Source organism: Sporosarcina luteola (assembly GCF_023715245.1).
Lineage (GTDB): Bacteria > Bacillota > Bacilli > Bacillales_A > Planococcaceae > Sporosarcina > Sporosarcina luteola_C.
The window spans coordinates 394,841-421,142 of record NZ_JAMBNV010000001.1 but is presented as its reverse complement, the minus strand read 5'-3'; the positions used below and the strand labels follow the sequence as shown (position 1 = coordinate 421,142).

The window sequence follows — 26,302 nt, the reverse complement described above, 5'->3', positions numbered from 1 at the left end:
TGCGTGATTAGCGCGAGTTATGCGTAGATATAGCGGTTTATGCGCGGTTGTGGGCGTTATGCGTGGATTTCGCGAGTTATGCGCAGGTGCGGGGCGTTATGCGTGGATAGCACGGTTTATGCGCGGCTGCGGGGAGTTATGCGTGGATGTAGAGATTTATGAGCGCTTGGTTCCGCGGAAAGACCTCCCGTCAAATCCGATTCGTGTTCGCGCCAAATGCTTTTGACAATCAAGACTTTTTCAAATGAATGCGGAAGATTCGATTGCATTCAGCCTTCTTATGACGCGATTTCAAAAAAAGAAAAACCGCCGGGGGGTGGCGGTTTTCTTGCGGCTTGCGGTTAGCGGTTGTTGTTACGGTTACGATTTGTGTCGTTGTCATCTGTTAGGATGTCATCATTCGGTGATGTTGTGTTGTCACCGTTCATGTCTCCGTTGTTACGGTTTCCATCATTGATGATTCCGTTGTTTACACCGTTTCCATCGAGTCCGTTATCGATTCCATCCATGTCCGGTCCTGCGCCGTTGTTAACTCGTGGAGTCGTGTCGTTAAGACCGTTGTCCAGGTTTTCCATCGGCGTTTCGTTGTTTCCTGGAACGTCGTTGCCATTGCCGTTGTTGCCGGCATCGCCACATGCTGTCAACACAAGTCCGGAAACGAGTACGAACGGTATCGCTTTTTTGAACATGAAAATTCCCTCCTTTCCACAAGCCTCTCTCATACAAATCGTATGATACTTGTAGGTTGGCTAAAAAGGAGGGAACTATCCATACTTTTTATTGTTCTTTTTCGAGCATGTCTTTGAGCTGCATTTCGACGTAGACAGCTTCCGCTTTGCAGTCGTATGTAAAGTGCGTATCGAGTTTTTCCTGCATGATCTGGATGTTGGCGATCTGCTCTTCTGAAGGCGGCTCGCTGAGAATTCGTTGGATGACTTCATTGATTCGCTGGGCGAGGTCTTCGTGGAATTTCGGTTCTCTTTTCACATCATCCGGAATTCTTGTATACCAAAGAGCTTTTGTCGTGATGTATTCGCGCCATGAATCGATGAAGTCTTCGATATCGTACAGCTCTTCGTCCCAATCGATGTCCGCCATGTATTGCTCGAACGTCTGGGTGATGGAGCGCGTGATGCTGCTCTTTATATTTGGAGAAAGATCATTGTACATAATTGGTTGGTACCTCCCACTATAAGCATGCGTGTGATGTCCGCCTCAATATACACACTGCACTTTCATTTTAGCTGACATATTGCACGTGCGCAAATTAATTTTTAGCTTCTGCTACCGGACCTAATGCAAATGTGATTTCCGTTTCGCAGGCGATTTCGCCGTCAACGGTCGCTACCGCTTTCCCTTTTCCGATGGAGCCGCGCATCCGCGTGATTTCGACTTCAAGTCTCAATTGGTCCCCTGGAACGACTTGGCGTTTGAACCGGCAGTTGTCAATACCCGCAAAGAATGCGAGGCGGCCGCGATTTTCCTCTTTTTGAAGGATGGCGACTGCACCGACTTGTGCAAGCGCTTCGACAATCAGGACGCCTGGCATGACCGGGTAGCCTGGAAAATGGCCGTTGAAAAAGTCTTCGTTGATCGTGACGTTTTTCAGGCCGACGACGCGTTTCCCTTCTTCGATTTCAGTTATCCTATCGACTAAAAGGAAGGGATAGCGATGGGGAATGATTTTTTGAATTTGTTCTGCAGTTAGCATTTCCTTTATCCTCCCGACAATGTATGTATGACTTAATTCAGCAAAAATAAACCACTACAATAAGTGTGTGATAAATGTTGTAACACCACGTGCCTTAATTTCTGCAAAGAACGCAGAAATTAAGGCAAATCGATTCCTTCGCCGATCGATTCGTTACGACTCTTTCCCTTTTATGATATCGAGTATATGGATCCATGTCTCTTTTTTCAGCACATCGGCGGGTTGGCCGTCGCCGACAAAGCCGTAGCCGATCATGGCTCCGAGAATTGCTGCACCCGCAAGCAACAGAAGGACAAGCACAATACGCAACCAGATTGGGAACAGTCTAATTTGAACCCAAATACGCGGCTTGCTGCTTGTTTCCTCTTCGACGGACTTCTGCTTTTTTTGTTGGTTGCGCTCCACGCGGGACGCAACGATTTGACGCTCAGTGGAGTCATTTTGTTTCATATGGTCCCATTGAGGATGTTTCTGTTTATCTTCTATCATTTCGGATTCTCCCTAGCGCGGCTTATCGAATGTTATTGATCAAACCTAACATCTGATCGGCGAGCGTGACCGTCCGCGCGTTGAATTGGTAAGAACGCTGGACATTGATCAGGTCTGTCATCTCTTTTTCGTAATTGACGTTGGAGGCTTCAAGCTTCCCGTTTTCCATGCTGATCCGGTTGCGGTTGACGCCGTTCATTTCCGTCAGTATATCTCCAGCGGCGACGCCGAGTTCCGCCACATTGTCAGGAAGCGCGAGCAGTGTCGAAGAAAGCCTGCTCATCAAGTTCGGGCGTTCCATAGTCGTGACACCCATTTGGATTTGCTGTACGTTTCCGTCATTGTGGATCACTTCAAGGATGCCGCCTGAAACCAAACTGTAATTTTTCACGCTGTCCGCGAATGTGATCGGCTGCCCCGCGCTATTCGCGACAGGATACCCATCGCCATTGACAAGCATCAGGTTGCCGCCTTCAACAGGTGAAACGTAAAAGTTCCCAGCGCGCGTGTATACCGTTTGCTCCCCGTCTTCTCCGGGCATGATAAGGTTGAAATATTGCTTCGGTTCGGTCAGTGCAAAATCGAGTTCACGACCGGTTGTCTGCAAAGAACCGACCGTCCAGTTCATTTTCGCAGGACCGAGCGCAGCACCGACGCCATAGCGGATACCCGCAGGAGATTGGCGCTGAGCTGTATCGGCCTTATCGTTGTTGAATTGTTGGTAAAGTAGTTCATGAAAATTGGCTTCACTCGATTTATACCCGTTTGTCGCCGAATTTGCAAGGTTATTCCCGATAATATCGAATTGGCTCTGCAATTGGTTCATCGTGTTAACTGCCGTCGTCATTGATCGTATCATTCGATTCGGCCCCTTTCAAAACGCATCATCCGTTGACGCGTCCTATTTCGTTCACCGCTTTTTCCATGCTTCGGTCATACGCTTGAAGGATTTTTTGATTCGCTTCGAATGCGCGGTACGCGGCGAGCATGTCCGTCATCGACTTCGCAGCGTCGACATTGGAACCTTCCAAAAAGCCTTGTTGGAATGAATAACCGACTCCTGCTATATTTTGCGCTTCAGGTAAATTAGCGTCGCTTGCAAATAGGCCGTTCCCTTGCTTCAGGAGGGCGCCGGGCTGTTCCGAGAATGAAACTCCGAGAGTTGCAACGGCTGCACCGTTCTGCATAATGTCCCCTGCATCGGAAATACTGAAGTCGTCATTTTGCAATTGGATGCGTTGACCATTCGTATCGAGCACATAATACCCCATCGGATTCGTCAAGTAACCGGCCGCGTCGATTGTAAAATTCCCATTTTTCGTGTAGAGCTCATTTCCGTTTTCATTTTCAAGTCGGAAAAAGACAGCTCCTTGTTCACCGGTTTCCGCGTCGATCGGCAGGCTTCCGTCGAGTAGGGAGATGTCTGTCGTCATGCCAGTTTCACGGAGAGACCCTTGTGTGAAAAGCGGCATCGTCTCTTGCATGTAAACGCCTGTCGACAGCTCTCCGACTGGCGATAAGCCGTTGAGTTGAATGCCTTTTTGAGTTGGGATGCGTTGCGCATTCAAGCTCGACATGAACATTTCCGGGAATGAACGGATGCTTGACTGTTCGGCTTTGAATCCTGGTGTATTGGCGTTCGCGATGTTGTTAGCCAGCATTTCCGTCCTGCGCTGCTGCGCGATCATGCCGGAACCGACTGTGTAAAAGCCACGGAACATATGGCACCCGCCTCCTTTCATATTTCGTTCTTCTCTTATATATCGGATGGATCAAAAAGATTTTAATTAGTAACGGCCTTTTTTGCCGATGTTGTCGAGGAGGATACCCGTCCCAATCGCCACACAGCTTAGTGGATTATCCGAGATGAATACCGGCACTTTCAATTCCTCTGCGAGCAGTGTGTCTATCCCGTGCAACAGGGCGCCGCCTCCTGTAAGGAATACGCCTCGGTCGATAATGTCCGCGGATAGCTCGGGCGGTGTTTTCTCCAGTACGTTTTTCGCGGATTGGACAATCATGCCGACCGATTCGCTGAGCGCCTCACGTATTTCATCTGAGTTGATTGTAATGGTGCGAGGGAGTCCACTTACCATATCGCGGCCGCGAATGTCCATCTGTTCCTTCCGGCCGCCCGGAAAGACGGTCGCGATTTCGATCTTGATCGTTTCCGCCGTACGCTCCCCAATGAGCAATTTATATCTTTTCTTTATCGATTGAATGATGTCGTTGTCAAACAAGTCGCCAGCGGCCTTGATTGATTCGGATGTGACGATATCGCCCATTGACAATACTGCGACATCTGTAGTTCCGCCGCCGATATCGATGACCATATTGCCGCTCGGCTGGAAGATATCCATGCCAGCGCCGATTGCCGCGACTTTCGGTTCTTCTTCAAGATATACTTTTTGGCCGCCGGATTTTTCCGCAGCATCCTGGATCGCTTTCTGCTCGACATTCGTAATGTTCGTCGGGCAGCAGACGAGGATCCGCGGCTTCGAAAGGAATCCTTTGACATTCAGTTTATTGATAAAATGGCGCAGCATCATCTCCGTCACGTCGAAATCGGCGATGACGCCGTCTTTCATCGGACGGATGGCAATAATGTTGCCAGGTGTCCTTCCTACCATTTTAAACGCTTCTTCACCAACCGCCAATACTTTGTTTGAATGTTTGTCGATCGCTACGACTGCAGGCTCGTCAAGAACGATGCCTTTCCCTTTTACGTGAATCAACACATTCGCAGTCCCTAGGTCGATTCCGATATCCTTTGCAAACATCAATCCCGTTTCCCCTTCCAACTTCAGTTCGGTCGTTATTCTCCTAACTATAGATTGTACCATAATGATTCTTTAATGAACACAAATATTGACAGTAATTTTGTATTTATTCATACAGTTATTTAGGGCTTGCCGAATGGTGTCGAATGGGGGTTTTTTACAGGGTATTTTGGGAAGTCCGTATTTTGACGACCGTTTTTATGTAGGCCTTTTTCATTACAATCTAAAAGGCATGGGTGAATTCATTAACTATTCCTTACGACAATATTCGTTTTTATTCATCATCCCGACTGGTTTTTTTCCATGCGAAAAGACAGGGTTTCCGCCTTCCTGCAAGGATGGTCGATGGTCCCCGTCTGTTCCCGTTACGTGTTGCGGGCTTTCTTATTTTCATTCATCCATTTCATCCTTGTTGCTTCACCGCCTCTTAAATGTCTGACAGACTTATGATAGGCAAGTACTTTGGCGACTTCTTCAGACAACTCCACATCCACATTCGGCAGCCGTTCCGTCAAGTCTTTATGGACCGTGCTTTTCGAATAGCCCGTCGATTTCGCCAGCGCCCGTACGGTAAGTCCTGTGTCCAGCAACATTTTGCCGAGGCGCACGCATCGCCTCCGAATTTGCTCGTGCACGCCCTCTTCCTTTCCTGTCAGCTCCGTTTCTTCCTTTATCTTATGCCGCGGCGACGGCGGTTATGTCAAAGCTGGAGTGGCGGGGTTATTGTTTTGTCGGGTGCAGATTCCCGCGGCGCCTCGTTATCTACCTTGGCTGAAACAACTCGCGCTGAATGCTTTTGACAATTGAGGAGGTCTGCTTCTTTGCTCCATACAATGAATGGACTCTGTGCGCGGAAGAATGGACCTTGAACGCGAAAGAATGGACCCTGGTGAGAAAGAATGGACCTTGAACGCGAAAGAATGGGACCTTGTGAGATAGAATGGACCTTGAACGCGATAGAATGGACCCTAGTGAGAAAGAATGGACCTTGAACGCGATAGAATGGACCCTAGTGAGAAAGAATGGACCTTGAACGCTAAAGAATGGTCCCTTGTGAGAAAGAATGGACCTTGAACGCTGAAGAATGGACCCTGGTGAGAAAGAATGGATCTTGAACCCGAAAGAATGGGCCCTTGTGAAAATAAATGGACTTTGAACGCGAAAGAATGGGCCCTTGTGAGATAGAATGGACCTTGAACGCGAAAGAATGGGCCCTTGTGAGAAAGAATGGACCTTGAACGCGAAAGAATGGACCTTGCCACAAAAACATTTAATTTCTATTGCATTAATCGCGACAGGGTATAAGATAATTCAAGAATTCCCGCGGCACTTCATTATCTACCTCGGCTGAAAAAACTCGCGCCAAATGCCTTGTCCATTTTAAGGATTTCATAGAATCGGAACGTGCCTTAAAGAAAAATGCCTAGCATCTAATTAATGTATAGTCTCCTGTTTCTCTTCTATCTGGATAAAGTGTTCCAAGATGATTTCATATTTAGAAGAACGACCAATTCCTTGCAGTTCAATAGGTGATCGCGCCAACAACTTTTTAGCAGTATTGCGATTTTCTAATTGGGTGAAATAGCGAAACTCTCTATTCGTAATACTTCTCTTGATTAACATTGACCAGTCTTTCAAAGCACTCTCATGATCATTTTTACCTGTATATCCACAAGGTCGGCAAATCCACTTTTTTTGCATCCATCTCATCGGCAAATGATTGCATTTCGGACAAATAACGCCTGGTAATATATGAGCTGGCTGTATATCATATCTTTTAATTAAAGGAAACGGGTTGTATTCTTGGTGGCTATTCACAACTTTTCTTGCGAGTGAGTGGATTTCCGGCTTGCTCAAAATTTCTTTAGCAACCGGCAATGATCTAAAATGTGCGGCAACTTCGTAGGTAAACATGATGTCCATACTTGGAGTTTCCTCTATATTCAATTCGTTATTATATGCAAATGCGACGATTCCCTTTATCGGGATTTCTATTTTCCGTTTTTTTAACCAGTTTTCAAAAAGATATATTTTCCGTTCCAACTCTACAATCGGATTTTTTAAGGGCTGGCGTCTTCCATTGGAATGCTCTTTGATAAACTGTAGCGGATTTGATTTAACTACAATTTTGTCTGCAATGTTTTTCACTTCAGATATGACGATAAATGCAGGTGTAATCAATATTGAATCCATTTGAAAAAATATCTTGTCCTCACAGAGTGTGACATCGTGTAAAATGGCATGAGGATACCGTGGTTTAAATTCCGTTACATATTTATCATATTGTGTCTCGCCCCCAAAACCGGCTTGTAAGTTATAAAGTCGCTCCTCAATCCTTATCCTATTTTCATCCCCCTTACGTAATCGTTTGTCCAAAGCGATTAGACCGTCAATTTCCAAGTTCTTTTTCCGTTTCTTAATTAGCACATCATCACCTCGCCTCCATTGTATCCTGTCTTATCTGAATTTGAAATAGTCTGACGAATTTTGTCGAAAATGGCGTGTTGATCACAGCAGGGAGATGGTCGTAAGTGAGATATGCATGTCCAACTTTGAACGAATGGACCTTGAAGTGTGATAAATGGACCCTGATCTGGAAAGAATGGACCCTTGCGTCGTAGAATGGACCTTGAAGCGTTAGGAATGGGCCCTGGCTCATAAAGAACGGACCTTAGCACGCAAAGAATGGACCTTGAAGCACAAAGAATGGGCCTTTGTACAATCCCCCTTAATTGGAAAAAAGCATTCAACGCGATTACGTATAACATAGTAAATAGCAATTTCCGCGGAAACCTTTGATGGAAAACAACTCTTTCGGTCGCGCAAAATGCTTGCAAAAACACAAAAACCACTCTCGCAACGGAGAGTGGTTTGGTCGTTTAAAATCCTAGTAATGAGCGCGGGTTGACTGGGTTGCCGTCCTTGTGCACTTCGAAGTGCAGGTGTGTACCGGCTACTGTGTTCCATTCGTTGCTTGTAGCAGTTCCGAGAGATTGACCTTGAGTGACTTCGTCGCCTTCTTTGACGAGGATGCCAGTCAAGGAGCTGTAAATAGTTGTCATTCCGTTGGCGTGGTCGATTGTGATTCTGCTGCCTTGGAATTGATCGATAATGACTTCTTTCACTGTTCCGCTAAGGGCAGCGACGACTTCAAATGGTTGGTCATCCATCGAGAGCGTAATACCTGTGTTTGTCTTGTACGTTTGGTTGAAGACAAGGAGTGCATTTTCTCGCGACTCTTCATTGGCTTCTGCATCATAGTACTCTTGTATAATCGCCACGTCATCGAGTTGGTCCTCTTTGAACGGGAATTTGAGTACTTCGTTTGCAGCATTTGTTTCGACGAGCGGCGGTGCATTCGGATCTGTTGCGACGTCGGCAGTTTCGTTCGGGCCCTTTTGGATGAAGGCATTGTAGCCCCAAATCATGCCGACGAAGACGATCGCGATTCCCGCGTAGATGGCCGGCCAGAACCATCTATTCTTCTGACTCTTATTCTTCTGAGAAGGGGATTTCGGTTTTTCTTCTCGCATTATCATCACCTCACTTGCTATTGTTTGCAAGTGTTGACGTTTTTAAACATTCAGATTCGTCTACTTCAAACTTTTTTATTATCGTGCCGGAATAATAGTAGGTCAGTATGTTTTCAGCGGTCCATCCTTTCTGGGCAAAGGCTTCGGCGCCGTATTGGCTCATGCCGACCCCATGCCCGTATCCCTTCGTCGTGATGAGGACGATTTCGTTTGTGACGTCGTATGCGATATCAAAGTCTGTTGATGCGAGCCCGAGTGCATCCCGCATTTCACGGCCGCTCTTTTCGAAGCCGATTGACACTGCTTTTTGCACGCGTCCCGTTTGATTGCGGACGAGCTGGAGGCTTTTGAACTGATCGGCTTTCCAAACGGATCCGAGCGCTTCATTCCACTTCGCTATCGGCATTTCGATGTGCCGTTCCACTTTCGCTTCGACGACTTCCTCTCCCGGGCTTTCGACGCTCTGCAAGTATGGAATCGGGTTGCCGCTGTAGTTTTGCGCAGTCTCAGTCTTCCCATTGGATGTCGAAAAAAACATGGCGGTGATCATTTCATCACCATATACGATCGTGTCCCCTTCGGTCGTCGCGACGATTTCCCGTAGCTTCTTCTCGTTTTCCTTGAAGTTCTTTCCCCAGCGTTCCTTCCGTTCTGCTGCGGTTTTATATACTTGTGCGGAGACGGTCGCATCGATCGGCTTTTTTCCGCTATCTGTCGTCCGCAGTACATATGTCCGAGCCGCAATCGCTTGTGCCCTTAAGGCTTCGTTATGGAAGCCTATCGGCATTTCGCCGGCGACGACTCCCAAAACATACTCCTCAAGCGGCATAGGCTTGTCCACCCCTTCCACAGTGATAGTGATTACGCACGGATCTTCCTTTGCCACGCTGTTCTTCGGTTCGACGGTCGTTTTCATGAGGATGGGAATAAAAAATAGTAGTACGATGAATAAAACGGCTAGTAGTTTGTCCATATTCGATTGTATGATGAAGGACCGTATTTCATTCAAAAAAACTGCCCCTCACCGATATGGCAAGGAGCAGTTTTTGGAGTCTACGAATAAGAGTATGAAGAGTGCTGTTTATACGAGTTGCTTCTCTGCTTCTTTCTTCGTTTCTTCCGTTGAAACGCGTTCGATGTCTGCACCGAGCGCTTTCAATTTCTTATGGAAATCTACATAGCCGCGATCCAGATGATCCAGTTCCGTTACGCGTGTAACGCCTTCCGCAACAAGGCCTGCCAAGATGAGGGCAGCTGCTGCACGCAAGTCAGTCGCCGCAACTTCAGCCCCTTGCAGATCGGATGGACCCGAGATGATGACCGAGCGTCCTTCAATTTTGACGCTCGCGTTCATGCGGCGGAATTCTTCGACGTGCATGAAGCGGTTTTCAAATACCGTTTCCGTGAGCACTCCTGTTCCGGATGCCGTCAGCATAAGTGCCATCATTTGTGATTGCATGTCTGTCGGGAATCCAGGGTGCGGCATTGTTTTCAGGTCGACCGCTTTCAACGGATGCTTCGCTTGGATGCGCAAGCCTTCGTCCAATTCCGTAATTTTAACGCCCATTTCACCAAGTTTGGAAATGAGTGCAGCGTTATGTTCAGGAACTGCGTTTTCGATCGTCACATCTCCGCCCGTAATTGCCGCAGCGACCATGAATGTGCCTGTTTCGATGCGGTCTGGAATAATATGATGAATGGTTCCGTGAAGCTTCTCGACACCTTCAATACGGATTGCATCCGTTCCGGCACCGATGACTCTTCCGCCCATTTCATTGATGAAGTTCGCTAAATCGACAATTTCCGGCTCTTTCGCCGCGTTTTCGATAACTGTCGTCCCTTTTGCCAAGGCTGCAGCTGTCATGATATTTTCAGTAGCGCCAACGCTTGGGAAGTCCAAATAGATTTTGGCACCTTTTAGACCATTCTCCGCTTTCGCTTCAACATGTCCATGTCCAAATGTGATTTCAGCGCCCATCGCTTCGAACCCTTTTAGATGCTGATCGATCGGACGTGAGCCGATAGCGCATCCTCCCGGTAGAGCTACACGTGCAAAACCGTTGCGCGCGAGTAATGGTCCCATAACCAAAATTGACGCACGCATTTTACGTACATATTCGAAATGTGCTTCACTAGCGAGTTTTTCCGTTGAATCAATAATTACTTGCCCTCTGGATGGATCGTAAACGACCTTCGCATCCAGGCTCTTGACTACTTCGTTGATCGTGGAGACATCCGACAGATTCGGTACGTCGCGAATGATATTAGGACCATCCGACGCGAGCAATGCAGCAGCCAAGATAGGCAGCACCGCATTTTTAGCGCCTTCCACACGTACATTTCCGTGAAGAACGCGTCCACCATTAATAATTATTTTGTCCACAAAAAGCCCCTCCGACTCAGTATTTATAATATTTGCCATAATTTTCATTTGATTTTTCGCATCATAAATTAAACATAAAAACACATACTATTCTACAACGCTCTACATTATTAAACAAGTAACTACAGAGCTATTTTCCCGTCTATCTACAAGATAGTCTATAATATGTACCCATTTGTCGTTTTGTGTTCATTGATGGTTAGGCAATTGCCAATTGACACTTATGTAATTCCCATAACTTGTCGGAAATTAAACATTATTATTTTAATTTCATGCCATCGCCCCGTTCACATCTGGATGTAGACGCGGCGATGACATGGATTCCGTGGCATATGAGTAGTTTTGACTGAGACATTAGCCTACTGACTATGTACCCGATTTTCATTCCACCAAACAATGTCAATTAAATAAAGTAGGAATCCTTCCTGACCAATAGGATATGTCCAAAAAGAAATTTGATACGGTTGAACCGATCGCAAAACTCAATAAAATAAAGAGCAATTGCGCTTGAAAAACATGGTGCTTTTTAATGATTTTCTCCGGCATGATCGCTTGCAGTGCATAAAATGACAGGCCGATGAAGAAAATATGCGAGACGATGGCAAGCATCGGGTTGTGTGCAAATACGTCGTTCATAGTCCTGCCTCCTTTTGATGCGGTTTTATGAGCGCGTGAAGCCCGTCCGCAAGCATTAAAACGCGGGCAGAAGAAAGACTCCCTCTGCCCGCCAACCAGTCAAAGCTATTATTTCATATCATAAACGTTGATGCGGGTGATGGCCCGTTTGAGGTCGAGTTCCACCAGTTGTGCTTCAAGTTTATCCGCTTTTGCTTGTAGTGCTTGTTCCGCACGCTTCGCTGCGCGTTTGGCGCGATCGATGTCGATGTCAGAAGCCAATTCAGCTTGTTGTGCTAAAACGGTGACAACATCCGGACGAACTTCGATGAACCCGCCATGGACGGCGACATTTACAGTCGAGTTGTCTTTTTTCAGGCGAAGGGCACCGATTTGGAGTGGTGCAACCATTGCGATATGGCCGGGGAGGATCCCGATTTCACCAGATTCCGTGGCGGCGATCACCATATCCGCTTCAGTTTCACTAACAGGTCCGTCGGGAGTGACGATATTGACTTTAATTGTCTTCATTTGTTTCCCTCCTGATCCTGTAGATTATACTTCCACGCCCATACCTTTTGCTTTTTCGATGACTTCTTCGATGCGTCCGACGAGACGGAATGCATCTTCCGGAAGGTGGTCATAGCGGCCTTCCAAGATTTCCTTGAAGCCTTGAACTGTTTCAGCTACAGGCACGTAAGAACCTTTTTGACCTGTGAACTGCTCGGCAACGTGGAAGTTTTGCGATAGGAAGAACTGGATGCGTCGTGCGCGTCCTACGACAAGTTTGTCGTCTTCGCTAAGCTCGTCCATACCGAGGATCGCGATGATATCTTGAAGTTCACGGTATCGTTGCAGCGTCGATTGTACTTGACGAGCCACTTCGTAATGCTCTTCGCCAACGATATCAGGGCTTAGTGCGCGAGAAGTGGAAGCAAGTGGGTCAACCGCTGGGTAGATACCCATTTCTGATAGTTTACGCTCAAGGTTCGTTGTTGCATCCAAGTGAGCGAATGTCGTAGCCGGAGCCGGGTCCGTATAGTCATCGGCTGGTACGTAGATCGCTTGGATAGAAGTAACAGAACCTACGTTAGTTGAAGTGATACGCTCTTGAAGCTGACCCATCTCAGTTGCAAGTGTTGGTTGGTAACCAACTGCAGATGGCATACGTCCAAGAAGTGCGGATACTTCAGAACCTGCTTGTGTAAAGCGGAAAATGTTATCGATGAATAGAAGAACGTCCGCGCCTTGTTCGTCACGGAAATATTCTGCCATTGTCAAACCAGTCAAAGCAACACGCATACGTGCGCCAGGCGGCTCGTTCATTTGTCCGAATACCATTGCCGTTTTTGTAATAACGCCGGAATCCGTCATTTCATAGAACAAGTCGTTCCCTTCACGTGTACGCTCGCCAACACCGGCGAATACGGAGATACCGCCGTGTTCTTGTGCGATGTTGTTGATCAATTCCTGGATAAGGACAGTCTTACCTACACCAGCACCACCGAAGAGGCCGATTTTACCACCTTTGATGTATGGTGCAAGCAAGTCGACAACTTTAATACCTGTTTCAAGGATTTCAACATTCGTTGAAAGGTCTTCGAATTGTGGAGCGAGACGGTGGATCGGGTCGCGGCGTTCGGATGCCGGAACTTCCTCTCCAAGGTCGATGATCTCTCCAAGTACGTTGAATACACGTCCAAGTGTCACGTCGCCGACCGGAACCGAAATAGCTGCGCCAGTGTCTGTAACTGCAGCGCCACGTTGAAGGCCATCAGTGGATGACATTGCAATCGTACGCACCGAGTCGTCCCCAAGGTGGAGTGCAACTTCAAGCGTCAACGTTTCAGGTTGTTCGTTCGGACGTTGGATTTGGACCTTCAAAGCATTATAGATTTCCGGAAGTTGGCCGTTTTCGAATTTCACGTCAACAACTGGACCCATAACTTGAAGTATTTGTCCGTTACTCATGCTTTTCCCTCCTGTCTTACTTTCCCGTTCAAATTGCATTATTCAAGAGCGGCAACTCCGCCGACAATTTCTGTGATTTCTTGCGTAATTGCTGCTTGGCGTGCACGGTTGAATTGAAGACTCAATGAATCGATCAACTCGCCTGCATTATCCGTAGCAGTCTTCATCGCTGTCATACTGGAAGCATGTTCGCTCGCTTTTCCATCAAGCACTGCTCCGTAGATGAGGCTTTCCGCGTATTGCGGAAGAAGCGTTTCAAGAATCGCTTCCGCGGAAGGCTCAAACTCATACGAAGTCAATGCTGACGCTGATGAAAGGTCCGTGAGCGGAAGCAATTTCTTTTCCGTCACTTCACTGGAGATGGCGGAGACGAAGTGGCTGTAATACAAATACACTTCATCGAATTCGCCTTCTGTGAACATGCCAACAGCTCGATTCGCGATTGCTTTTATTTCATCGAAAGAAGGGTGGTCCGATACGCCGACAAGGCTTTCAACGACTTCGTATCCGAGACGCTCGAAAAACTCAAGCCCCTTGCGTCCGATGGCGACGATTTTCACGTCATCCTTCGAAGCATGGCGTTGCTCGATCGCACGTCTTGCTGTACGGAAGATGTTGGCATTGTAGCCTCCTACGAGACCGCGGTCGGAAGACACGACAATATAACCTGTCTTCTTCACTGGACGGTTCACGAGCATTGGATGCCCGGAGTCGCTCGTCGCGCTTGCGATGGCGCCGACCACTTCCTCGATTTTATCCATGTAAGGAACGAACGCTTTTGCATTCATTTCCGCACGGGTCAATTTGGAAGCCGATACTAATTGCATCGCTTTCGTAATCTGACTCGTCTTCTTTGTCGATTTAATACGGTTTTCAATATCGCGTAATGATACCACTGGCAATTCACCACCTTATTGTTTAATTAGATCAGTATCCAAATCACTCGGAAGGTACGAAGTTCTTCTTGAATGCGTTGATTGCATCTTTCATCACTTCATCAGACGGAAGATCTTTTGTCGTACGGATATGATCAAACACTTCAGTGTGATTTGACTCGAGCCAGCTTGTGATTTCAGCTTCGAAACGAAGGATATCTTTTACAGGGATGTCGTCTAGAAGTCCGCGCGTCAACGCATAGAGGACGACAACTTGATATTCAACTTTCAACGGCTTGTTCAAGTCTTGTTTCAAAATTTCAACTGTGCGTGCTCCGCGGTCGAGTTTCGCTTTTGTCGCTGAATCCAGGGATGATCCGAATGCTGCGAATGCTTCAAGCTCACGGTATGCTGCAAGGTCAAGACGGAGTGTACCCGCAACCTTTTTCATTGCTTTGATTTGCGCGGAACCACCTACGCGGGATACGGAAAGACCGGCGTTGATCGCTGGACGTACACCCGAGAAGAATAGATCCGATTGCAAGAAAATCTGTCCATCCGTGATGGAAATAACGTTCGTTGGAATGTAAGCGGAGATGTCCCCGGCTTGTGTTTCAACGAATGGAAGTGCAGTGATTGAACCTGCGCCCAATGTATCGTTCAACTTCGCTGCACGCTCGAGTAGACGGCTGTGCAAGTAGAATACGTCACCAGGGTAAGCTTCACGACCTGGAGGACGGCGAAGTAGCAAGGAAAGTTCACGATAAGCAGCCGCTTGTTTTGAAAGGTCATCGTAGACCACAAGGACGTGCTTGCCTTGGAACATGAATTCTTCAGCCATCGTTACACCAGTGTATGGTGCTAGGAATAGCAATGGAGCCGGTTGTGAAGCGGATGCTGTTACAACAATCGTGTAATCAAGCGCACCGTTTTTACGGAGTGTTTCAACAACCCCACGAACTGTGGATTCCTTTTGTCCGATAGCGACATAGATACAAATCATATCTTGGTCAGCTTGGTTCAGAATTGTATCGATTGCGACAGTCGTTTTACCTGTTTGACGGTCCCCGATGATCAATTCACGCTGTCCGCGGCCGATCGGCACAAGTGCATCGATCGCCTTGATGCCTGTTTGCAATGGCTCATGAACGGATTTACGTGCCATGACGCCTTGCGCAGGACTTTCGATTGGACGGGTTTTCGTTGTTGCGATCGGGCCCAATCCATCTACCGGCAAACCGATTGGATTCACAACGCGTCCAATCAATTCTTCACCGACAGGAACTTCCATAATACGGCCAGTCCGACGTACTTCATCGCCTTCTTTAATATCTGTGTATGGTCCAAGGATAACGATACCTACGTTGTTCGCTTCCAAGTTTTGAGCCATACCCAAGACACCTGTGGAGAACTCAAGAAGCTCTCCGGCCATGACGTTGTCGAGGCCATGAGCAAGAGCGATACCGTCACCGATTTTGATAACCGTACCGACTTCGCTTACTTCCATCTCAGACTGATAGTTTTCAATCTGCTGCTTTATCAGCGTGCTGATTTCTTCAGCTTTGATGCTCATGTATGTCACCCCTCAATTTCAAATTAGGATCCGATCAATTTACGTTGCAGTTTGTCGAGCTTCGCGCTCAAGCTGCTGTCGTAAATCTGATTGCCGATTTGAAGGCGTACGCCCCCGATCAGGCTGGGATCGATGATATTTTCAATGCGTAAAGAATGTTTGCCGATCTTTTTTGCGAAAGTGGCCGAAAGGGCGTTTGTCTCTTGCTCCGTCAACGGGCGCGTCGAGTATACTTTCGCTTCTGCGATTCCCGCTGCATCATCTACAAGTGTGAGAAATTCATCGAAAACATATTGCACTTCATTCAAACGCTTCGCATCCAGCAATACGTAAAATGCATTCAATACGAGCGGATTTACGCCTTTGAAAATGTTTGCGATTATTTCCTTCTTCTTCGTTGATGATAATTTCGGAGAATCCAACAGCTCACCAAGGTCTTTATTGTCACGGAACGCCTTCTTCAATTCTTTCATCTCTTCCTGAATTGAACCGGTTTGTCCATGTTGTTGAGATAGTTCGAATAAGGCGAGCGCATAGCGTTTTGCTACGACCGAATTACTCATCGGCTTTCGCCTGCCTTCACAATCGTTTCTTCAATCAAAGCACGGTTGTCTTCCTCGGAGATTTCTTTGCCAAGTACTTTGGACGCCGCCAAGATTGAAAGCGAAACGAATTCTTCGCGGACAGCTGCAACTGCTTTTTCCTTCTCAGTCGCGATTTCAAGAGTAGCGGATTCTTTCATCCGGTTCACTTCTGCGCGTGCTGCTGTCATCAGTTCTTCACGTTGTGTTTCACCTTGCTTACGAGCATTTTCAACAATCGATTGTGCGTTTTCACGAGCCTCTTTCAAAAGGGCACGTTGCTCTTCCAAAAGTTTGTGTGATTCCAAGCGGCTTTTTTCAGCTGCTTCGATTTCATTTGCAATCAATTCAGCACGTTGATCCATAATCCCCATAAGTGGGCCCCATGCGAACTTTTTAAGGAGTACCATGAGGACTGTGAAGAATAGTACTGTGACTATGATGTCGCCTAGATTCAAGCCATTCGGGTTATTCAATGATGACAAAAATCCTCCGCCGTTTGCGGACAATAGAATGAAGGTGTTTCCTAACACGATTGTTTCACTCCCTTCAAGAGCTCATGTCAATTTTCGTTATTATATAGAAAGAACGTCATTTTTAATTTCAACTTCAAATTACCATTTCAAACGTCTGTTGATACATAAATGAATGGCGAAGGGCAATTTGCCGTGTGCTTCGCCATTTTATATTGAATCTTATCAATTACGCCTTGGCGTAATTGCGTCCAGATTTTTTCGAGCTTGGGGCCTACAGGATGTAGGTCATGCAGTCGGCGCGACAGGACGTCGCGGTTTTAGACTGCCTTCCAATTTACCCTTAAAAATCTGTGACATCCGCCGGAGGCTTCATCTTCATTTAGCGGGGGCTTGTGCACCCGATGAATGAAGATGATTATTTGTTCATTACGATGAACGCGATAACTGTCGCGATGATCGGAAGGGCCTCAACTAACGCTACCCCGATGAACATTGTTGTTTGAAGCATACCGCGAGCTTCTGGTTGACGAGCGATGCCTTCTACTGTTTTAGAAACGATTAAACCGTTACCGATACCTGCTCCAAGTGCACCTAAACCTACTGCAAGTGCTGCTGCTAAAAGACCCATAGTGTATTTTCCTCCTAATAGTTAAATAAATTTTATAATGGTTATTATATATGCTTAATGATCCGTTTGGACTTTGTGCGCCATGTAGACCATCGTTAACATAACGAAGATGAATGCTTGGATCGCTCCGATGAAGACTGAGAAGCCTAACCAAGCGAGTGACGGGATCAATGCTCCGATAAGACCGAATGCACTGCCAGCCCCAAGTGTCGCAAGAAGTCCGATGAGGATCTCTCCCGCGAAAATGTTACCGTAAAGACGAAGACCGAGTGTCAACGTGTTTGCAAATTCTTCGATTATCTTAAGTGGTGCCAAGAATGGCATCGGCTGAAGATACGTTTTGAAGTATCCTTTCGCCCCCAATTGCTTAACGCCATAATAATGGGTTAAGACAACAACCATCGAAGCGAGCGTCATTGTAATGACTGGATCAGCTGTCGGTGATTTCCACCAAAGTTCACCTTTCCATTGGATTGAAAATGGAAGACCGAGCATGTTTGCAACGAAAACGAACATGATCAAGGTGATTCCGAGTACGTGGAATCGTCCACCTGTTTTCCAGTCCATATTGTTCTTAATGATCCCTTTGACGAAATCCATGATCCATTCCATGAAGTTCTGCATGCCTGTCGGTTTGATTTGCAAATTGCGCGTCGAAAGGACGGCAATAAGGAAAACGACTAGACATGTGACAAAGAGCATGAGGATGTTTGACGGGTTAAAGTGTAATCCGTAGATGTTCCAATCCGGATTTCCATGGTTCACGTTTCGTTCACCTCCCTTATGCGTGTCAGTTTAGAAATGCTTTACGTGGACTACGATTCTGTCGACTAGCAATAGAACGTGTGGAATCATCAGTCCGACCACTGTACCGATCAGATCGAATTTCTCTGGCGCCGACAACGCAATGGCTGCCGCAGCCACTCCGGATCCGAATCGCAATGCGGTTCCGATTGACTTTGTTTCTTTCCCCTTCGAAATGTTCTGATCAAATCTTTCCATTCTACGGACAAGAATCCAGAAATTATACAGTCCGAACAAGGAACCCAAGATTAATCCACCGAAAAATGGTCTGAAGTCACTAAAAGCCCATCCGATGACAAACAGTGCGAGCAAAAAAAAGAGAGCAATTTTCTGCCTATTAAAGATCTGTCGCAATGTATGCATGATGGGTGATTCTCCTGATTCGTATTTTCCGGGTCTGGCAATTTCGAGATGAGGCGAGTGTACAACGGGAGTGCCAAACGGTTTGATCCGTTTCCCTTAGTTAGTAGGGCTTGTACTGATAGAGACTCCGAAAAAGGTCGGAACCTGTAGTAATTTGTGAATTGCCGTAAGCAACTGACCACCAGGAAGCGTTGCCATCAAGCACGCTCATGGAGCCCCTCGTAGAACGGCGCCAATGAACGATGATAGAATCGCCTTGAAGCTTGCCATCGAGGCGTTTATCATATGTATGGTTCCCTATCATTCTTACCCTTTGTTAGCATACAATAGGGGCATTTTGATGTCAATTGATTCCCGTGAAATTCTTCACAAAGTCTTCACGTTGTCAAATAATAGACATATTTGCACAGTCGATTCTCTCATAATGAAGAAATGAGGGATTTCCCTCAGTTTGACCCGATGAAAAAATCCCTCATTAGCTTGATTTCACGTGCTTTAGCAATAAATGTGCAAGCATTGTTCAATATGCACAAAAGTGTTGACGCATATCAGTTCGTTGAGGAAAGATATTCCTTTAACGCGCTGACAATCCGTTCTGAAGCATGGCCATCTCCATATGGGTTGGAAGCTTTGGCCATGGCGGTGTATTCCGCTTCGTCGGATAGAAGCGTGTCTGTCAGGTTGAAGATTGTATCTTCGTCGGTTCCGGCAAGTTTCAATGTGCCTGCTTCAATGCCTTCAGGACGCTCGGTCGTGTCGCGAAGGACGATGACCGGTTTCCCGAGCGAAGGCGCTTCTTCCTGGATGCCGCCTGAATCAGTCAGGATGATGTGCGAGCGTGCGGCGAAGTTGTGGAAATCGACGACTTCAAGCGGTTCAATCAGATGAACCCGCTTGTTTGAGCCAAGGATTTCGTCCGCCACTTCACGCACGGCCGGATTCATATGGACCGGGTAGATGACTTGTGTGTCCGGATGCTTTTCCAGGATCCGAACGATTGCCCGGAACATATTGCGCATCGGCTCGCCCAAGTTTTCGCGCCGGTGCGCGGTAAGGAGGATGAGTCGGTCTTCCCCCATTTGGTCAAGGATTGGATGGTGGTAATCATCCCGCACCGTCGTCTGAAGTGCGTCTATCGCCGTGTTCCCCGTAATGTAGATCCGATCTTCCTGTTTTCCTTCATTTACTAGATTCTGCGCAGACTTTTCGGTCGGCGAGAAATGAAGGTCGGCAAGAACGCCTGTCAGCTGCCGGTTCATCTCCTCCGGGTACGGGGAGAATTTATCCCATGTACGGAGTCCCGCCTCGACGTGGCCTACTGCGATCTTATTGTAAAACGCGGCAAGACCGCCGATGAAAGTCGTCGATGTATCGCCATGGACGAGCACGATGTCGGGCTGCGCCTCTTTCATAATTTGGTCGAGCCCTTCGAGTCCGCGGGTCGCGACGTCGATAAGTGTCTGCCGGTCTTTCATGATGTTCAAATCATAAGTTGGTGTGATGTTGAATGCATGCAAAACTTGGTCGAGCATTTGACGATGTTGCGCAGTCACCGTAACGATCGATTCGATCTCCTCCGGATGCTTTTGCAGTTCGAGTACGAGCGGTGCCATTTTAATCGCTTCCGGCCGCGTACCGAATATCGTCATCACTTTCCATTTCTTTTTCAATCCATTCACGCCTTCCAAATTATTGTGATCCGTTATTATTTAGTTCCAAATAGGCGGTCGCCTGCATCACCGAGTCCTGGAACGATATATCCTTTTTCATTTAACTTTTCGTCCAATGCGGCAATGTATACGTCGATGTCAGGATGTGCTTCCGTGAACACTTTCACGCCTTCAGGAGCTGCAATCAAGCACATGAAGCGGATATTTTTCGCACCGCGTTTTTTCAATGAATTTACTGCCTCCACCGCCGTGCCACCTGTTGCAAGCATCGGGTCGATGAGGATGAATTCACGCTCCGATACGTCGGATGGAAGTTTTACAAAATACTCAACAGGTTGCAGTGTTTCAGGATCGCGGAACAAGCCGATATGTCCGACTTTTGCTGCCGGAATCAATTTCAAAATACCATCGACCATGCCGATGCCTGCACGCAGAATAGGGACAATTCCCAGTTTCTTGCCTGCCAATACATTTGATTTTGCTGTCCGGACCGGTGTTTCCACTTCCACTTCCGTCAGTGGAAGGTCTCTTGTAATTTCATACGCCATCAATGTCGCAACTTCGTCGACGAGCTCGCGGAACTCCTTCGTTCCCGTATTCACGTCACGGATATGTGTCAATTTATGCTGGATAAGCGGATGATCGAATACATGTACTTTTGCCATTTTGCTAATCGCTCCTTTTCGGAATGTCCTGTACATTATAACAGAAACGTGTCGCTTTACACATTGGGAATGCGGATATTGTCGGTTATGCGTTGAATTTGCGATTTATGCGTAATTGCGGCGGTTTATGCGTGGGAATTCTGATTTATGCGTGATTGGCGGAGGTTATGCGTGGGAATTTCGATTTATGCGCGATTGGCGATATTTATGAGCGTGAAAATGGATTTACGAGCGTTTATATAAATTTATGAGCGCGGGTAGGCATGACGATGTTGAATTCCGCCTTGCGCGCCGAATGCTTTTGACAAACCAAGACCTAGATATGGGTTGAAAGTCCCAAAATGAGCATAACTCCTCCGAACTCGCGCATAACATTTTCCTCGTCATAAAAAATCCCCGCTCTCACGCAGAGAGCGGGGATTTCAATTACTCAATTATGCATACAGCGGGAAACGGTCTGTCAACGCTTTGACGCGCTCGGCCGCTTCTTTTTTCACCGCTTCGTCTTCGTGGTTTTTCAAAAGGTGAGCGATGATGGAGCCGATTTCCTTCATCTCTTCCTCTTTGAAGCCGCGAGTTGTGACAGCTGGCGTTCCGATACGGATGCCGGATGTGACGAATGGGCTTTCCGTGTCGAATGGAATTGTGTTTTTATTGACAGTGATGCCGACTTCGTCAAGGACGTGTTCAGCAATCTTGCCTGTAATGCCGAGTGATTTCAAGTTGACGAGCAACAAGTGGTTGTCCGTTCCGCCTGAAACAATGTCGACACCTTCAGCCATCAAGGATTCCGCAAGGGCTGCAGCATTTTTCTTCACTTGCTGGATATGCGATTTAAACTCAGGCTTTTGGGCTTCGCCAAATGCAACCGCTTTTGCAGCGATGACGTGCATCAATGGACCGCCTTGGATGCCAGGGAAGATTGTTTTGTCGATTTTACGGCCGAATTCTTCAGCAAATTCCTCGTTCACGAGGATCAAGCCGCCACGTGGGCCGCGCAATGTTTTATGCGTCGTTGATGTGACGAAGTGCGCGTACGGCACCGGATTCGGATGCTCGCCGACAGCGACGAGACCAGCAATATGCGCCATGTCGACCATCAAATACGCACCGACTTCATCCGCGATTTCACGGAATTTCGCGAAGTCGATTTCGCGTGGATATGCGCTTGCGCCTGCAACAATCAATTTCGGCTTATGCTCAAGCGCTTTTTGACGGACGTCTTCGTAATCGATGCGCTCGTCCTCTTTGCTGACCCCGTATTCGACGAAATTGTAAAGTTTACCCGAGAAGTTCACAGGGCTTCCGTGCGTCAAGTGTCCGCCGTGGGAAAGGTTCATGCCGAGGACAGTGTCGCCCGGCTCAAGAATTGTGAAATAGACAGCCATGTTCGCTTGCGCGCCGGAGTGGGCTTGGACGTTTGCATAGCCCGCGCCGAAAATTTCTTTCACACGGTCGCGCGCGATGTTTTCAACGACGTCGACGTGCTCGCAGCCGCCGTAGTAGCGTTTGCCTGGATAGCCTTCAGCGTATTTGTTCGTCAAATAAGAGCCTTGCGCTTCCATGACTGCTTCCGTCACAAAGTTTTCGGATGCGATCAATTCGATATTGGCGTTCTGGCGGTTCTTTTCCGCCATGATCGCTTCGTAGACAGCTGTATCTTCACGTTTCACATTGCTTAAATCCATGATTCCATTTCCCCTTTTCTGAGTTAATTTATCTGCAGATGCGTCATTCTTCCACAGGAAGTTTGTAGATCGCCCGCTCGCCGCCGATCAATTTCGGACGTGTTGTCGCCACGGTGACGACTGCATCCCCGATCTTGTCGATAGACGTCCTGAGTGGGACGGCGACCGGCTTCAAGTGCATGCCGATCAGCGTCTGGCCGATGTCGATCCCTGCATTCGCACGGATGGACTCGACGACGACCGCGTCTTCTAAATGTTCGAATGCATATGTGGACATCGATCCGCCCGCATGTACCGCCGGAATGACGGATACGGAGTCGAGATTCGCTTTGTCCGCGGCTTTACGTTCAATCGTCAAGGCGCGGTTAATATGCTCGCAGCCTTGGAATGCCAACAATAGGTCATGCTTTTTCGCGAATGCTTGCAGCGGTCCGAATAAGGCTTCGGCGACTTCGAGCGCACCGCCTGTCCCGATCCGTTTGCCCGCGATTTCGGATGTCGAGCAGCCGACGACGAAGAATGTGCCGGGTGTAAAAGTTGTCTGCTCTTCCATTTCCGATAGAAGCTGGTCAAGCTGAAGCTTCCATAAATTCAATACATCATCCATTGGCTTGCTCACCTCACTTAATTTTCAAGCTCTGACAATTTGGCGACGCGGCGCTCGTGACGGCCGCCTTCGAATGACGTGTCCAGCCAAGCTGTCACCACTTCTCTTGCTAGACCCGGTCCGATGACGCGTTCGCCCATAGCAAGGATATTCGAGTCGTTATGCCCTCTCGTCGCCTTCGCGCTGAAGACGTCGTGGACGAGTGCACAACGGATACCTTTCACTTTGTTCGCAGCGATCGACATGCCGATCCCTGTTCCGCAAATGAGGATGCCCCGGTCGAACTTCCCGCTTGCGACGCCGTCCGCTACTGGTTTGGCGAAATCCGGATAATCGACCGATTCATCGGAGTCCGGACCGAAGTCTTCATAATCCAATCCGAGTTCCGATAATAAGTCCATGATTTCATGGCGCAAGCGGTTGCCGCCATGATCCGAAGAGATTGCGATTTTCATTGCGTCCCCTCTTTTCTTAATTTACTCACAAATCATTTTACCATTGTTCCATAAAAAAACACAGCCCCGGTATGACTATTTCGGGCTGTGAAATGAATAGCTTATTCTCCTGAACGATCGAATTGGCTGATGACTTTATAGAGATCTTCGGATTGTTTCTTCAATTGGTTTGCCATAATATCCGTCTGCTCAATTGATTTAACTTGCTCTTCCGTGGCGGCGCGCACTTCTTCTGCGCCAGCCGATGTCTGTTCCGCAATCGCTGCGACTTCCTGTGATTGCATGGCGGTCGTTTCGATATTGGATAACTGGTGTTCAACGAGTTCCGAAATTTTGACGACGGAATCGGCCATGCCGTTCACTTTTGCCGCCATCGCTTCGACGTTGCCGCTCGTTGCATCGGCACGGTTCGCTTCGTTTGCTGCCGTGCTCACTTGCTTTTCCATTTCCTTCACGACTTTTGAGACGTCGGATTGGATCGTTTTCACGAGTTCATCGATGCTATGAACCGCTTTCGCACTTTCATCGGCAAGAACACGTACTTCCTCTGCGACGACCGCAAAGCCTTTTCCATGCTCCCCGGCACGCGCCGCTTCGATGGATGCGTTCAACGCAAGCAGATTCGTCTGGCCTGCGATGCTGCCGACGAGCTGGACGATTTCGCCGATCTTCTGTGCATTTTGGTCAAGTTCACGGATCGTGCCGAGCGACTGCTCGCTTTGATCGGACATGTCCCGGATCCCTTTGACGAGCGTCCGGAACACTTCTGTTGTACGTCCGAGTTCCGCTAGCATCTCTTTTGACTGTTCGGATGAATCTTCCGCACGGCTGCTCACTTCAGCGGCAAGCATCCGCACATCCTCAATCGCCTCCGCGGTTTCCTGGATTGCGACTGCAGAAGCCTCCGCACCCGAGGAAATTTCCATGATCGTTGAAGCGACCGCGTCCGCCTGTAATGCCGCACTGCTTGTCTCACCCGATAATTTATCGACCGTCTGTGCCGTCTTCTCGAAATTCGTCTCGATTTCCGTGACAATCGTCCGTAAATTGACGACAAGCTGCTGGAACGCTTCCGCAACAGAGCGGATTTCGTCGGATGACTTCGGCAACTCGATATCTGTACCGATCTTGCCATCCGCCACTTCAATCGCCGCTTTCTCCAAGTTCTGCAGCGGCTTCGTCAATATCGTGCTGAACAGGGCCGCCAAAATGCCCGACCAAATTATCCCCATTGCATATGTACTGATTTCAAATACAAACGGCTGGACATTTGGAAAGAACTCCGGCCGGATATAGTTGATGAACAAGGCACTCGTTGAATACGTGATAACTGCAAGCACCGTTACAAATAAAACCATCTTTTTGCGCAAACCGAACTTCTTCTTCATTCCCCATCCTCCGTCAGCTTCAACTTCAATCGCTCGATCAACCCGTCCAATTCATCGAATGTCGTACGGTAAGTGGCAAGGCTGCCGCCGTACGGATCATGCACATCTCCGAATTCACCGGGCGTTGCGTACTCTTTCAGCGTAAACGTCTTTTCAGCGGCTTCCGGGAATAAATGCAGCAACTGCTCCTTATGCGACATCGTCATCGTCAGCACGAGGTCCGCCCATTCCAAATCTTCCGCGTTGACCGCGTTGGACACGTGCGTATACGGCATGTCCGCCTCTTCAATAAGCGTCTGCGCATTCAAAGCAATCGGCAACCCATCAACCGCACTGACCCCAGCCGACCGGACCGTTACACCTTCTATCTCTTTTGAACGGAGAATCGCCTCCGCCATCGGACTCCTGCATGTATTTCCTGTGCAAATAAAATAAATATTCATTCATGATCACCTACCTATTAGAATACCTGATTTCCATGAAGAAAGAAATAGACAATTTCGTCAGAAACATGACAATATCCCCATGGTCAACAAAGCCAAGCCGGCAATGATGCGAAGCAGCCTGCCGTTTTTAATGCTTAAGAATCTCCCGAAATAAAGTGCCACGCAGGAAAAAATGAACGATAGGACTCCGGATGCCAAGATGAACAGTACTTTATTCAAATGGAGCATACCGAAAGAAACGCTGATCGAGAAAGTGTCCAAGCTGACGGCGAGCGCAATGATGGCCGGGTGGAGCCGCCGTTTCAGCATGCTGTTATCATCGTCGTGCAGAAGCATGTGGATGCCGATCAACGCAAGCAGGACGCCGGATAGCATATGACTCCACACCGAAAACAGTTCGGCGGACCAATCTCCCATGACAAAGCCCGCGAACGGCAGCAATATATTCAGGAATGTTATCCACAGCGCGAGGACGAGCCTTCCTTTCCGCAACTGTAATAACGATAACACGACGATGACATCGATTGTCGTAACGCTTGCAGCGAATATTTCCAACAATGAATTGACCTCCCAACTTCCGCATCCATCCATCTTATGCGCG

General features: G+C 47.8%; 30 protein-coding genes. All 30 read right to left on the bottom strand.

Translation table 11 applies throughout. The annotated features are described in order from the left end of the window. Positions 1-341: 341 nt before the first annotated feature. Complete coding sequence (locus tag M3152_RS02125; protein ID WP_251693553.1) at positions 342-689, bottom strand: hypothetical protein; 348 nt, start codon at positions 687-689, stop codon at positions 342-344. An 88-nt stretch (positions 690-777) separates the two neighbouring features. Beyond that, complete coding sequence (locus M3152_RS02120) at positions 778-1,170, bottom strand: hypothetical protein (protein WP_251693552.1); 393 nt, start codon at positions 1,168-1,170, stop codon at positions 778-780. Between the two features lie 97 nt (positions 1,171-1,267). Next, the gene (gene fabZ, locus M3152_RS02115) at positions 1,268-1,711 is read right to left on the bottom strand and encodes a 3-hydroxyacyl-ACP dehydratase FabZ (RefSeq protein ID WP_251693551.1); all 444 of its coding nucleotides are present in this window, start codon (positions 1,709-1,711) and stop codon (positions 1,268-1,270) included. 153 nt (positions 1,712-1,864) lie between these two features. Beyond that, entirely contained in the window at positions 1,865-2,200 is a 336-nt protein-coding gene (locus M3152_RS02110; protein WP_353056599.1) for a DNA-directed RNA polymerase subunit beta, read from the bottom strand. A gap of 22 nt (positions 2,201-2,222) precedes the next feature. After that, positions 2,223-3,059, bottom strand: coding sequence for a flagellar hook-basal body protein (locus M3152_RS02105; RefSeq protein ID WP_251693550.1), 837 nt, complete (start codon positions 3,057-3,059; stop codon positions 2,223-2,225). Between the two features lie 25 nt (positions 3,060-3,084). Then, positions 3,085-3,921 carry a flagellar hook-basal body protein gene (locus M3152_RS02100; protein ID WP_251693549.1) on the bottom strand — a complete coding sequence of 279 codons (837 nt, stop codon included), beginning with the start codon at positions 3,919-3,921 and terminating at the stop codon, positions 3,085-3,087. A gap of 66 nt (positions 3,922-3,987) precedes the next feature. Continuing rightward, complete coding sequence (locus M3152_RS02095; RefSeq protein WP_251695218.1) at positions 3,988-4,980, bottom strand: rod shape-determining protein; 993 nt, start codon at positions 4,978-4,980, stop codon at positions 3,988-3,990. 365 nt (positions 4,981-5,345) lie between these two features. After that, entirely contained in the window at positions 5,346-5,615 is a 270-nt protein-coding gene (locus M3152_RS02090; protein ID WP_251693548.1) for a sporulation transcriptional regulator SpoIIID, read from the bottom strand. 799 nt (positions 5,616-6,414) lie between these two features. Further along, positions 6,415-7,407, bottom strand: coding sequence for a nuclease-related domain-containing protein (locus tag M3152_RS02085; protein WP_251693547.1), 993 nt, complete (start codon positions 7,405-7,407; stop codon positions 6,415-6,417). Positions 7,408-7,859: 452 nt separating this feature from the next. Continuing rightward, positions 7,860-8,513: a M23 family metallopeptidase gene (locus M3152_RS02080; protein ID WP_251693546.1), complete on the bottom strand. Its 654-nt coding sequence runs from the start codon at positions 8,511-8,513 to the stop codon at positions 7,860-7,862. 10 nt (positions 8,514-8,523) lie between these two features. Next, a complete protein-coding gene (spoIID, locus tag M3152_RS02075; protein WP_251693545.1) occupies positions 8,524-9,522 on the bottom strand; it encodes a stage II sporulation protein D in 999 nt (332 codons plus the stop codon). A 72-nt stretch (positions 9,523-9,594) separates the two neighbouring features. Beyond that, complete coding sequence (gene murA, locus M3152_RS02070) at positions 9,595-10,896, bottom strand: UDP-N-acetylglucosamine 1-carboxyvinyltransferase (protein ID WP_251693544.1); 1,302 nt, start codon at positions 10,894-10,896, stop codon at positions 9,595-9,597. 399 nt (positions 10,897-11,295) lie between these two features. After that, entirely contained in the window at positions 11,296-11,532 is a 237-nt protein-coding gene (locus M3152_RS02065) for a DUF1146 family protein (protein ID WP_251626224.1), read from the bottom strand. A 108-nt stretch (positions 11,533-11,640) separates the two neighbouring features. Further along, positions 11,641-12,042: a F0F1 ATP synthase subunit epsilon gene (locus M3152_RS02060; RefSeq protein WP_251693543.1), complete on the bottom strand. Its 402-nt coding sequence runs from the start codon at positions 12,040-12,042 to the stop codon at positions 11,641-11,643. A gap of 24 nt (positions 12,043-12,066) precedes the next feature. Further along, entirely contained in the window at positions 12,067-13,482 is a 1,416-nt protein-coding gene (atpD, locus tag M3152_RS02055) for a F0F1 ATP synthase subunit beta (RefSeq protein ID WP_251693542.1), read from the bottom strand. 38 nt (positions 13,483-13,520) lie between these two features. Further along, a complete protein-coding gene (gene atpG / locus M3152_RS02050; protein ID WP_251693541.1) occupies positions 13,521-14,378 on the bottom strand; it encodes an ATP synthase F1 subunit gamma in 858 nt (285 codons plus the stop codon). A gap of 43 nt (positions 14,379-14,421) precedes the next feature. Continuing rightward, entirely contained in the window at positions 14,422-15,930 is a 1,509-nt protein-coding gene (gene atpA, locus M3152_RS02045) for a F0F1 ATP synthase subunit alpha (RefSeq protein ID WP_251693540.1), read from the bottom strand. A gap of 23 nt (positions 15,931-15,953) precedes the next feature. Further along, entirely contained in the window at positions 15,954-16,493 is a 540-nt protein-coding gene (locus tag M3152_RS02040) for a F0F1 ATP synthase subunit delta (protein WP_251693539.1), read from the bottom strand. Beyond that, a complete protein-coding gene (atpF, locus tag M3152_RS02035) occupies positions 16,490-17,020 on the bottom strand; it encodes a F0F1 ATP synthase subunit B (protein WP_251695217.1) in 531 nt (176 codons plus the stop codon). The genes M3152_RS02040 and atpF overlap by 4 nt, the downstream gene beginning before the upstream one ends. A 382-nt stretch (positions 17,021-17,402) precedes the next feature. Continuing rightward, positions 17,403-17,615, bottom strand: coding sequence for a F0F1 ATP synthase subunit C (gene atpE, locus M3152_RS02030; RefSeq protein WP_060209511.1), 213 nt, complete (start codon positions 17,613-17,615; stop codon positions 17,403-17,405). 54 nt (positions 17,616-17,669) lie between these two features. Then, positions 17,670-18,380, bottom strand: coding sequence for a F0F1 ATP synthase subunit A (atpB, locus tag M3152_RS02025; RefSeq protein ID WP_251693538.1), 711 nt, complete (start codon positions 18,378-18,380; stop codon positions 17,670-17,672). A gap of 30 nt (positions 18,381-18,410) precedes the next feature. Continuing rightward, entirely contained in the window at positions 18,411-18,782 is a 372-nt protein-coding gene (locus M3152_RS02020) for an ATP synthase subunit I (protein ID WP_251693537.1), read from the bottom strand. Positions 18,783-19,330: 548 nt separating this feature from the next. After that, complete coding sequence (wecB, locus tag M3152_RS02015) at positions 19,331-20,431, bottom strand: non-hydrolyzing UDP-N-acetylglucosamine 2-epimerase (RefSeq protein ID WP_435371937.1); 1,101 nt, start codon at positions 20,429-20,431, stop codon at positions 19,331-19,333. Between the two features lie 56 nt (positions 20,432-20,487). Beyond that, positions 20,488-21,117: a uracil phosphoribosyltransferase gene (upp, locus tag M3152_RS02010; RefSeq protein ID WP_251693535.1), complete on the bottom strand. Its 630-nt coding sequence runs from the start codon at positions 21,115-21,117 to the stop codon at positions 20,488-20,490. A 434-nt stretch (positions 21,118-21,551) separates the two neighbouring features. After that, complete coding sequence (gene glyA / locus M3152_RS02005; RefSeq protein WP_251693534.1) at positions 21,552-22,805, bottom strand: serine hydroxymethyltransferase; 1,254 nt, start codon at positions 22,803-22,805, stop codon at positions 21,552-21,554. A 43-nt stretch (positions 22,806-22,848) separates the two neighbouring features. Continuing rightward, positions 22,849-23,412 (bottom strand): TIGR01440 family protein, encoded by a 564-nt coding sequence (locus M3152_RS02000; protein ID WP_251693533.1) that lies wholly within the window; start codon positions 23,410-23,412, stop codon positions 22,849-22,851. Between the two features lie 17 nt (positions 23,413-23,429). Beyond that, positions 23,430-23,867, bottom strand: a complete 438-nt coding sequence (gene rpiB / locus M3152_RS01995; protein WP_251693532.1) for a ribose 5-phosphate isomerase B — start codon at positions 23,865-23,867, stop codon at positions 23,430-23,432. Between the two features lie 101 nt (positions 23,868-23,968). Beyond that, complete coding sequence (locus M3152_RS01990) at positions 23,969-25,255, bottom strand: methyl-accepting chemotaxis protein (protein ID WP_251693531.1); 1,287 nt, start codon at positions 25,253-25,255, stop codon at positions 23,969-23,971. Continuing rightward, positions 25,252-25,698 (bottom strand): low molecular weight protein arginine phosphatase, encoded by a 447-nt coding sequence (locus M3152_RS01985; protein ID WP_251693530.1) that lies wholly within the window; start codon positions 25,696-25,698, stop codon positions 25,252-25,254. Before M3152_RS01985 ends, M3152_RS01990 begins: the two co-directional genes overlap by 4 nt. Before the next feature lie 60 nt (positions 25,699-25,758). Then, a complete protein-coding gene (locus M3152_RS01980; protein WP_251693529.1) occupies positions 25,759-26,259 on the bottom strand; it encodes a manganese efflux pump MntP in 501 nt (166 codons plus the stop codon). Between the last annotated feature and the right edge of the window lie 43 nt (positions 26,260-26,302).

Coding starts and splice junctions, on each gene's coding strand:
- M3152_RS02125 (WP_251693553.1), bottom strand. CDS start 689: ATGTTCAAAAAAGCGATACCGTTCGTACTCGTTTCCGGACTTGTGTTG.
- M3152_RS02120 (WP_251693552.1), bottom strand. CDS start 1,170: ATGTACAATGATCTTTCTCCAAATATAAAGAGCAGCATCACGCGCTCC.
- fabZ (WP_251693551.1), bottom strand. CDS start 1,711: ATGCTAACTGCAGAACAAATTCAAAAAATCATTCCCCATCGCTATCCC.
- M3152_RS02110 (WP_353056599.1), bottom strand. CDS start 2,200: ATGATAGAAGATAAACAGAAACATCCTCAATGGGACCATATGAAACAA.
- M3152_RS02105 (WP_251693550.1), bottom strand. CDS start 3,059: ATGATACGATCAATGACGACGGCAGTTAACACGATGAACCAATTGCAG.
- M3152_RS02100 (WP_251693549.1), bottom strand. CDS start 3,921: ATGTTCCGTGGCTTTTACACAGTCGGTTCCGGCATGATCGCGCAGCAG.
- M3152_RS02095 (WP_251695218.1), bottom strand. CDS start 4,980: ATGTTTGCAAAGGATATCGGAATCGACCTAGGGACTGCGAATGTGTTG.
- M3152_RS02080 (WP_251693546.1), bottom strand. CDS start 8,513: ATGCGAGAAGAAAAACCGAAATCCCCTTCTCAGAAGAATAAGAGTCAG.
- M3152_RS02065 (WP_251626224.1), bottom strand. CDS start 11,532: ATGAACGACGTATTTGCACACAACCCGATGCTTGCCATCGTCTCGCAT.
- M3152_RS02060 (WP_251693543.1), bottom strand. CDS start 12,042: ATGAAGACAATTAAAGTCAATATCGTCACTCCCGACGGACCTGTTAGT.
- atpD (WP_251693542.1), bottom strand. CDS start 13,482: ATGAGTAACGGACAAATACTTCAAGTTATGGGTCCAGTTGTTGACGTG.
- atpA (WP_251693540.1), bottom strand. CDS start 15,930: ATGAGCATCAAAGCTGAAGAAATCAGCACGCTGATAAAGCAGCAGATT.
- M3152_RS02040 (WP_251693539.1), bottom strand. CDS start 16,493: ATGAGTAATTCGGTCGTAGCAAAACGCTATGCGCTCGCCTTATTCGAA.
- atpE (WP_060209511.1), bottom strand. CDS start 17,615: ATGGGTCTTTTAGCAGCAGCACTTGCAGTAGGTTTAGGTGCACTTGGA.
- M3152_RS02020 (WP_251693537.1), bottom strand. CDS start 18,782: ATGCATACATTGCGACAGATCTTTAATAGGCAGAAAATTGCTCTCTTT.
- wecB (WP_435371937.1), bottom strand. CDS start 20,431: ATGACGATATTCGGTACGCGGCCGGAAGCGATTAAAATGGCACCGCTC.
- upp (WP_251693535.1), bottom strand. CDS start 21,117: ATGGCAAAAGTACATGTATTCGATCATCCGCTTATCCAGCATAAATTG.
- glyA (WP_251693534.1), bottom strand. CDS start 22,805: ATGGATTTAAGCAATGTGAAACGTGAAGATACAGCTGTCTACGAAGCG.
- M3152_RS02000 (WP_251693533.1), bottom strand. CDS start 23,412: ATGGATGATGTATTGAATTTATGGAAGCTTCAGCTTGACCAGCTTCTA.
- rpiB (WP_251693532.1), bottom strand. CDS start 23,867: ATGAAAATCGCAATCTCTTCGGATCATGGCGGCAACCGCTTGCGCCAT.
- M3152_RS01990 (WP_251693531.1), bottom strand. CDS start 25,255: ATGAAGAAGAAGTTCGGTTTGCGCAAAAAGATGGTTTTATTTGTAACG.
- M3152_RS01985 (WP_251693530.1), bottom strand. CDS start 25,698: ATGAATATTTATTTTATTTGCACAGGAAATACATGCAGGAGTCCGATG.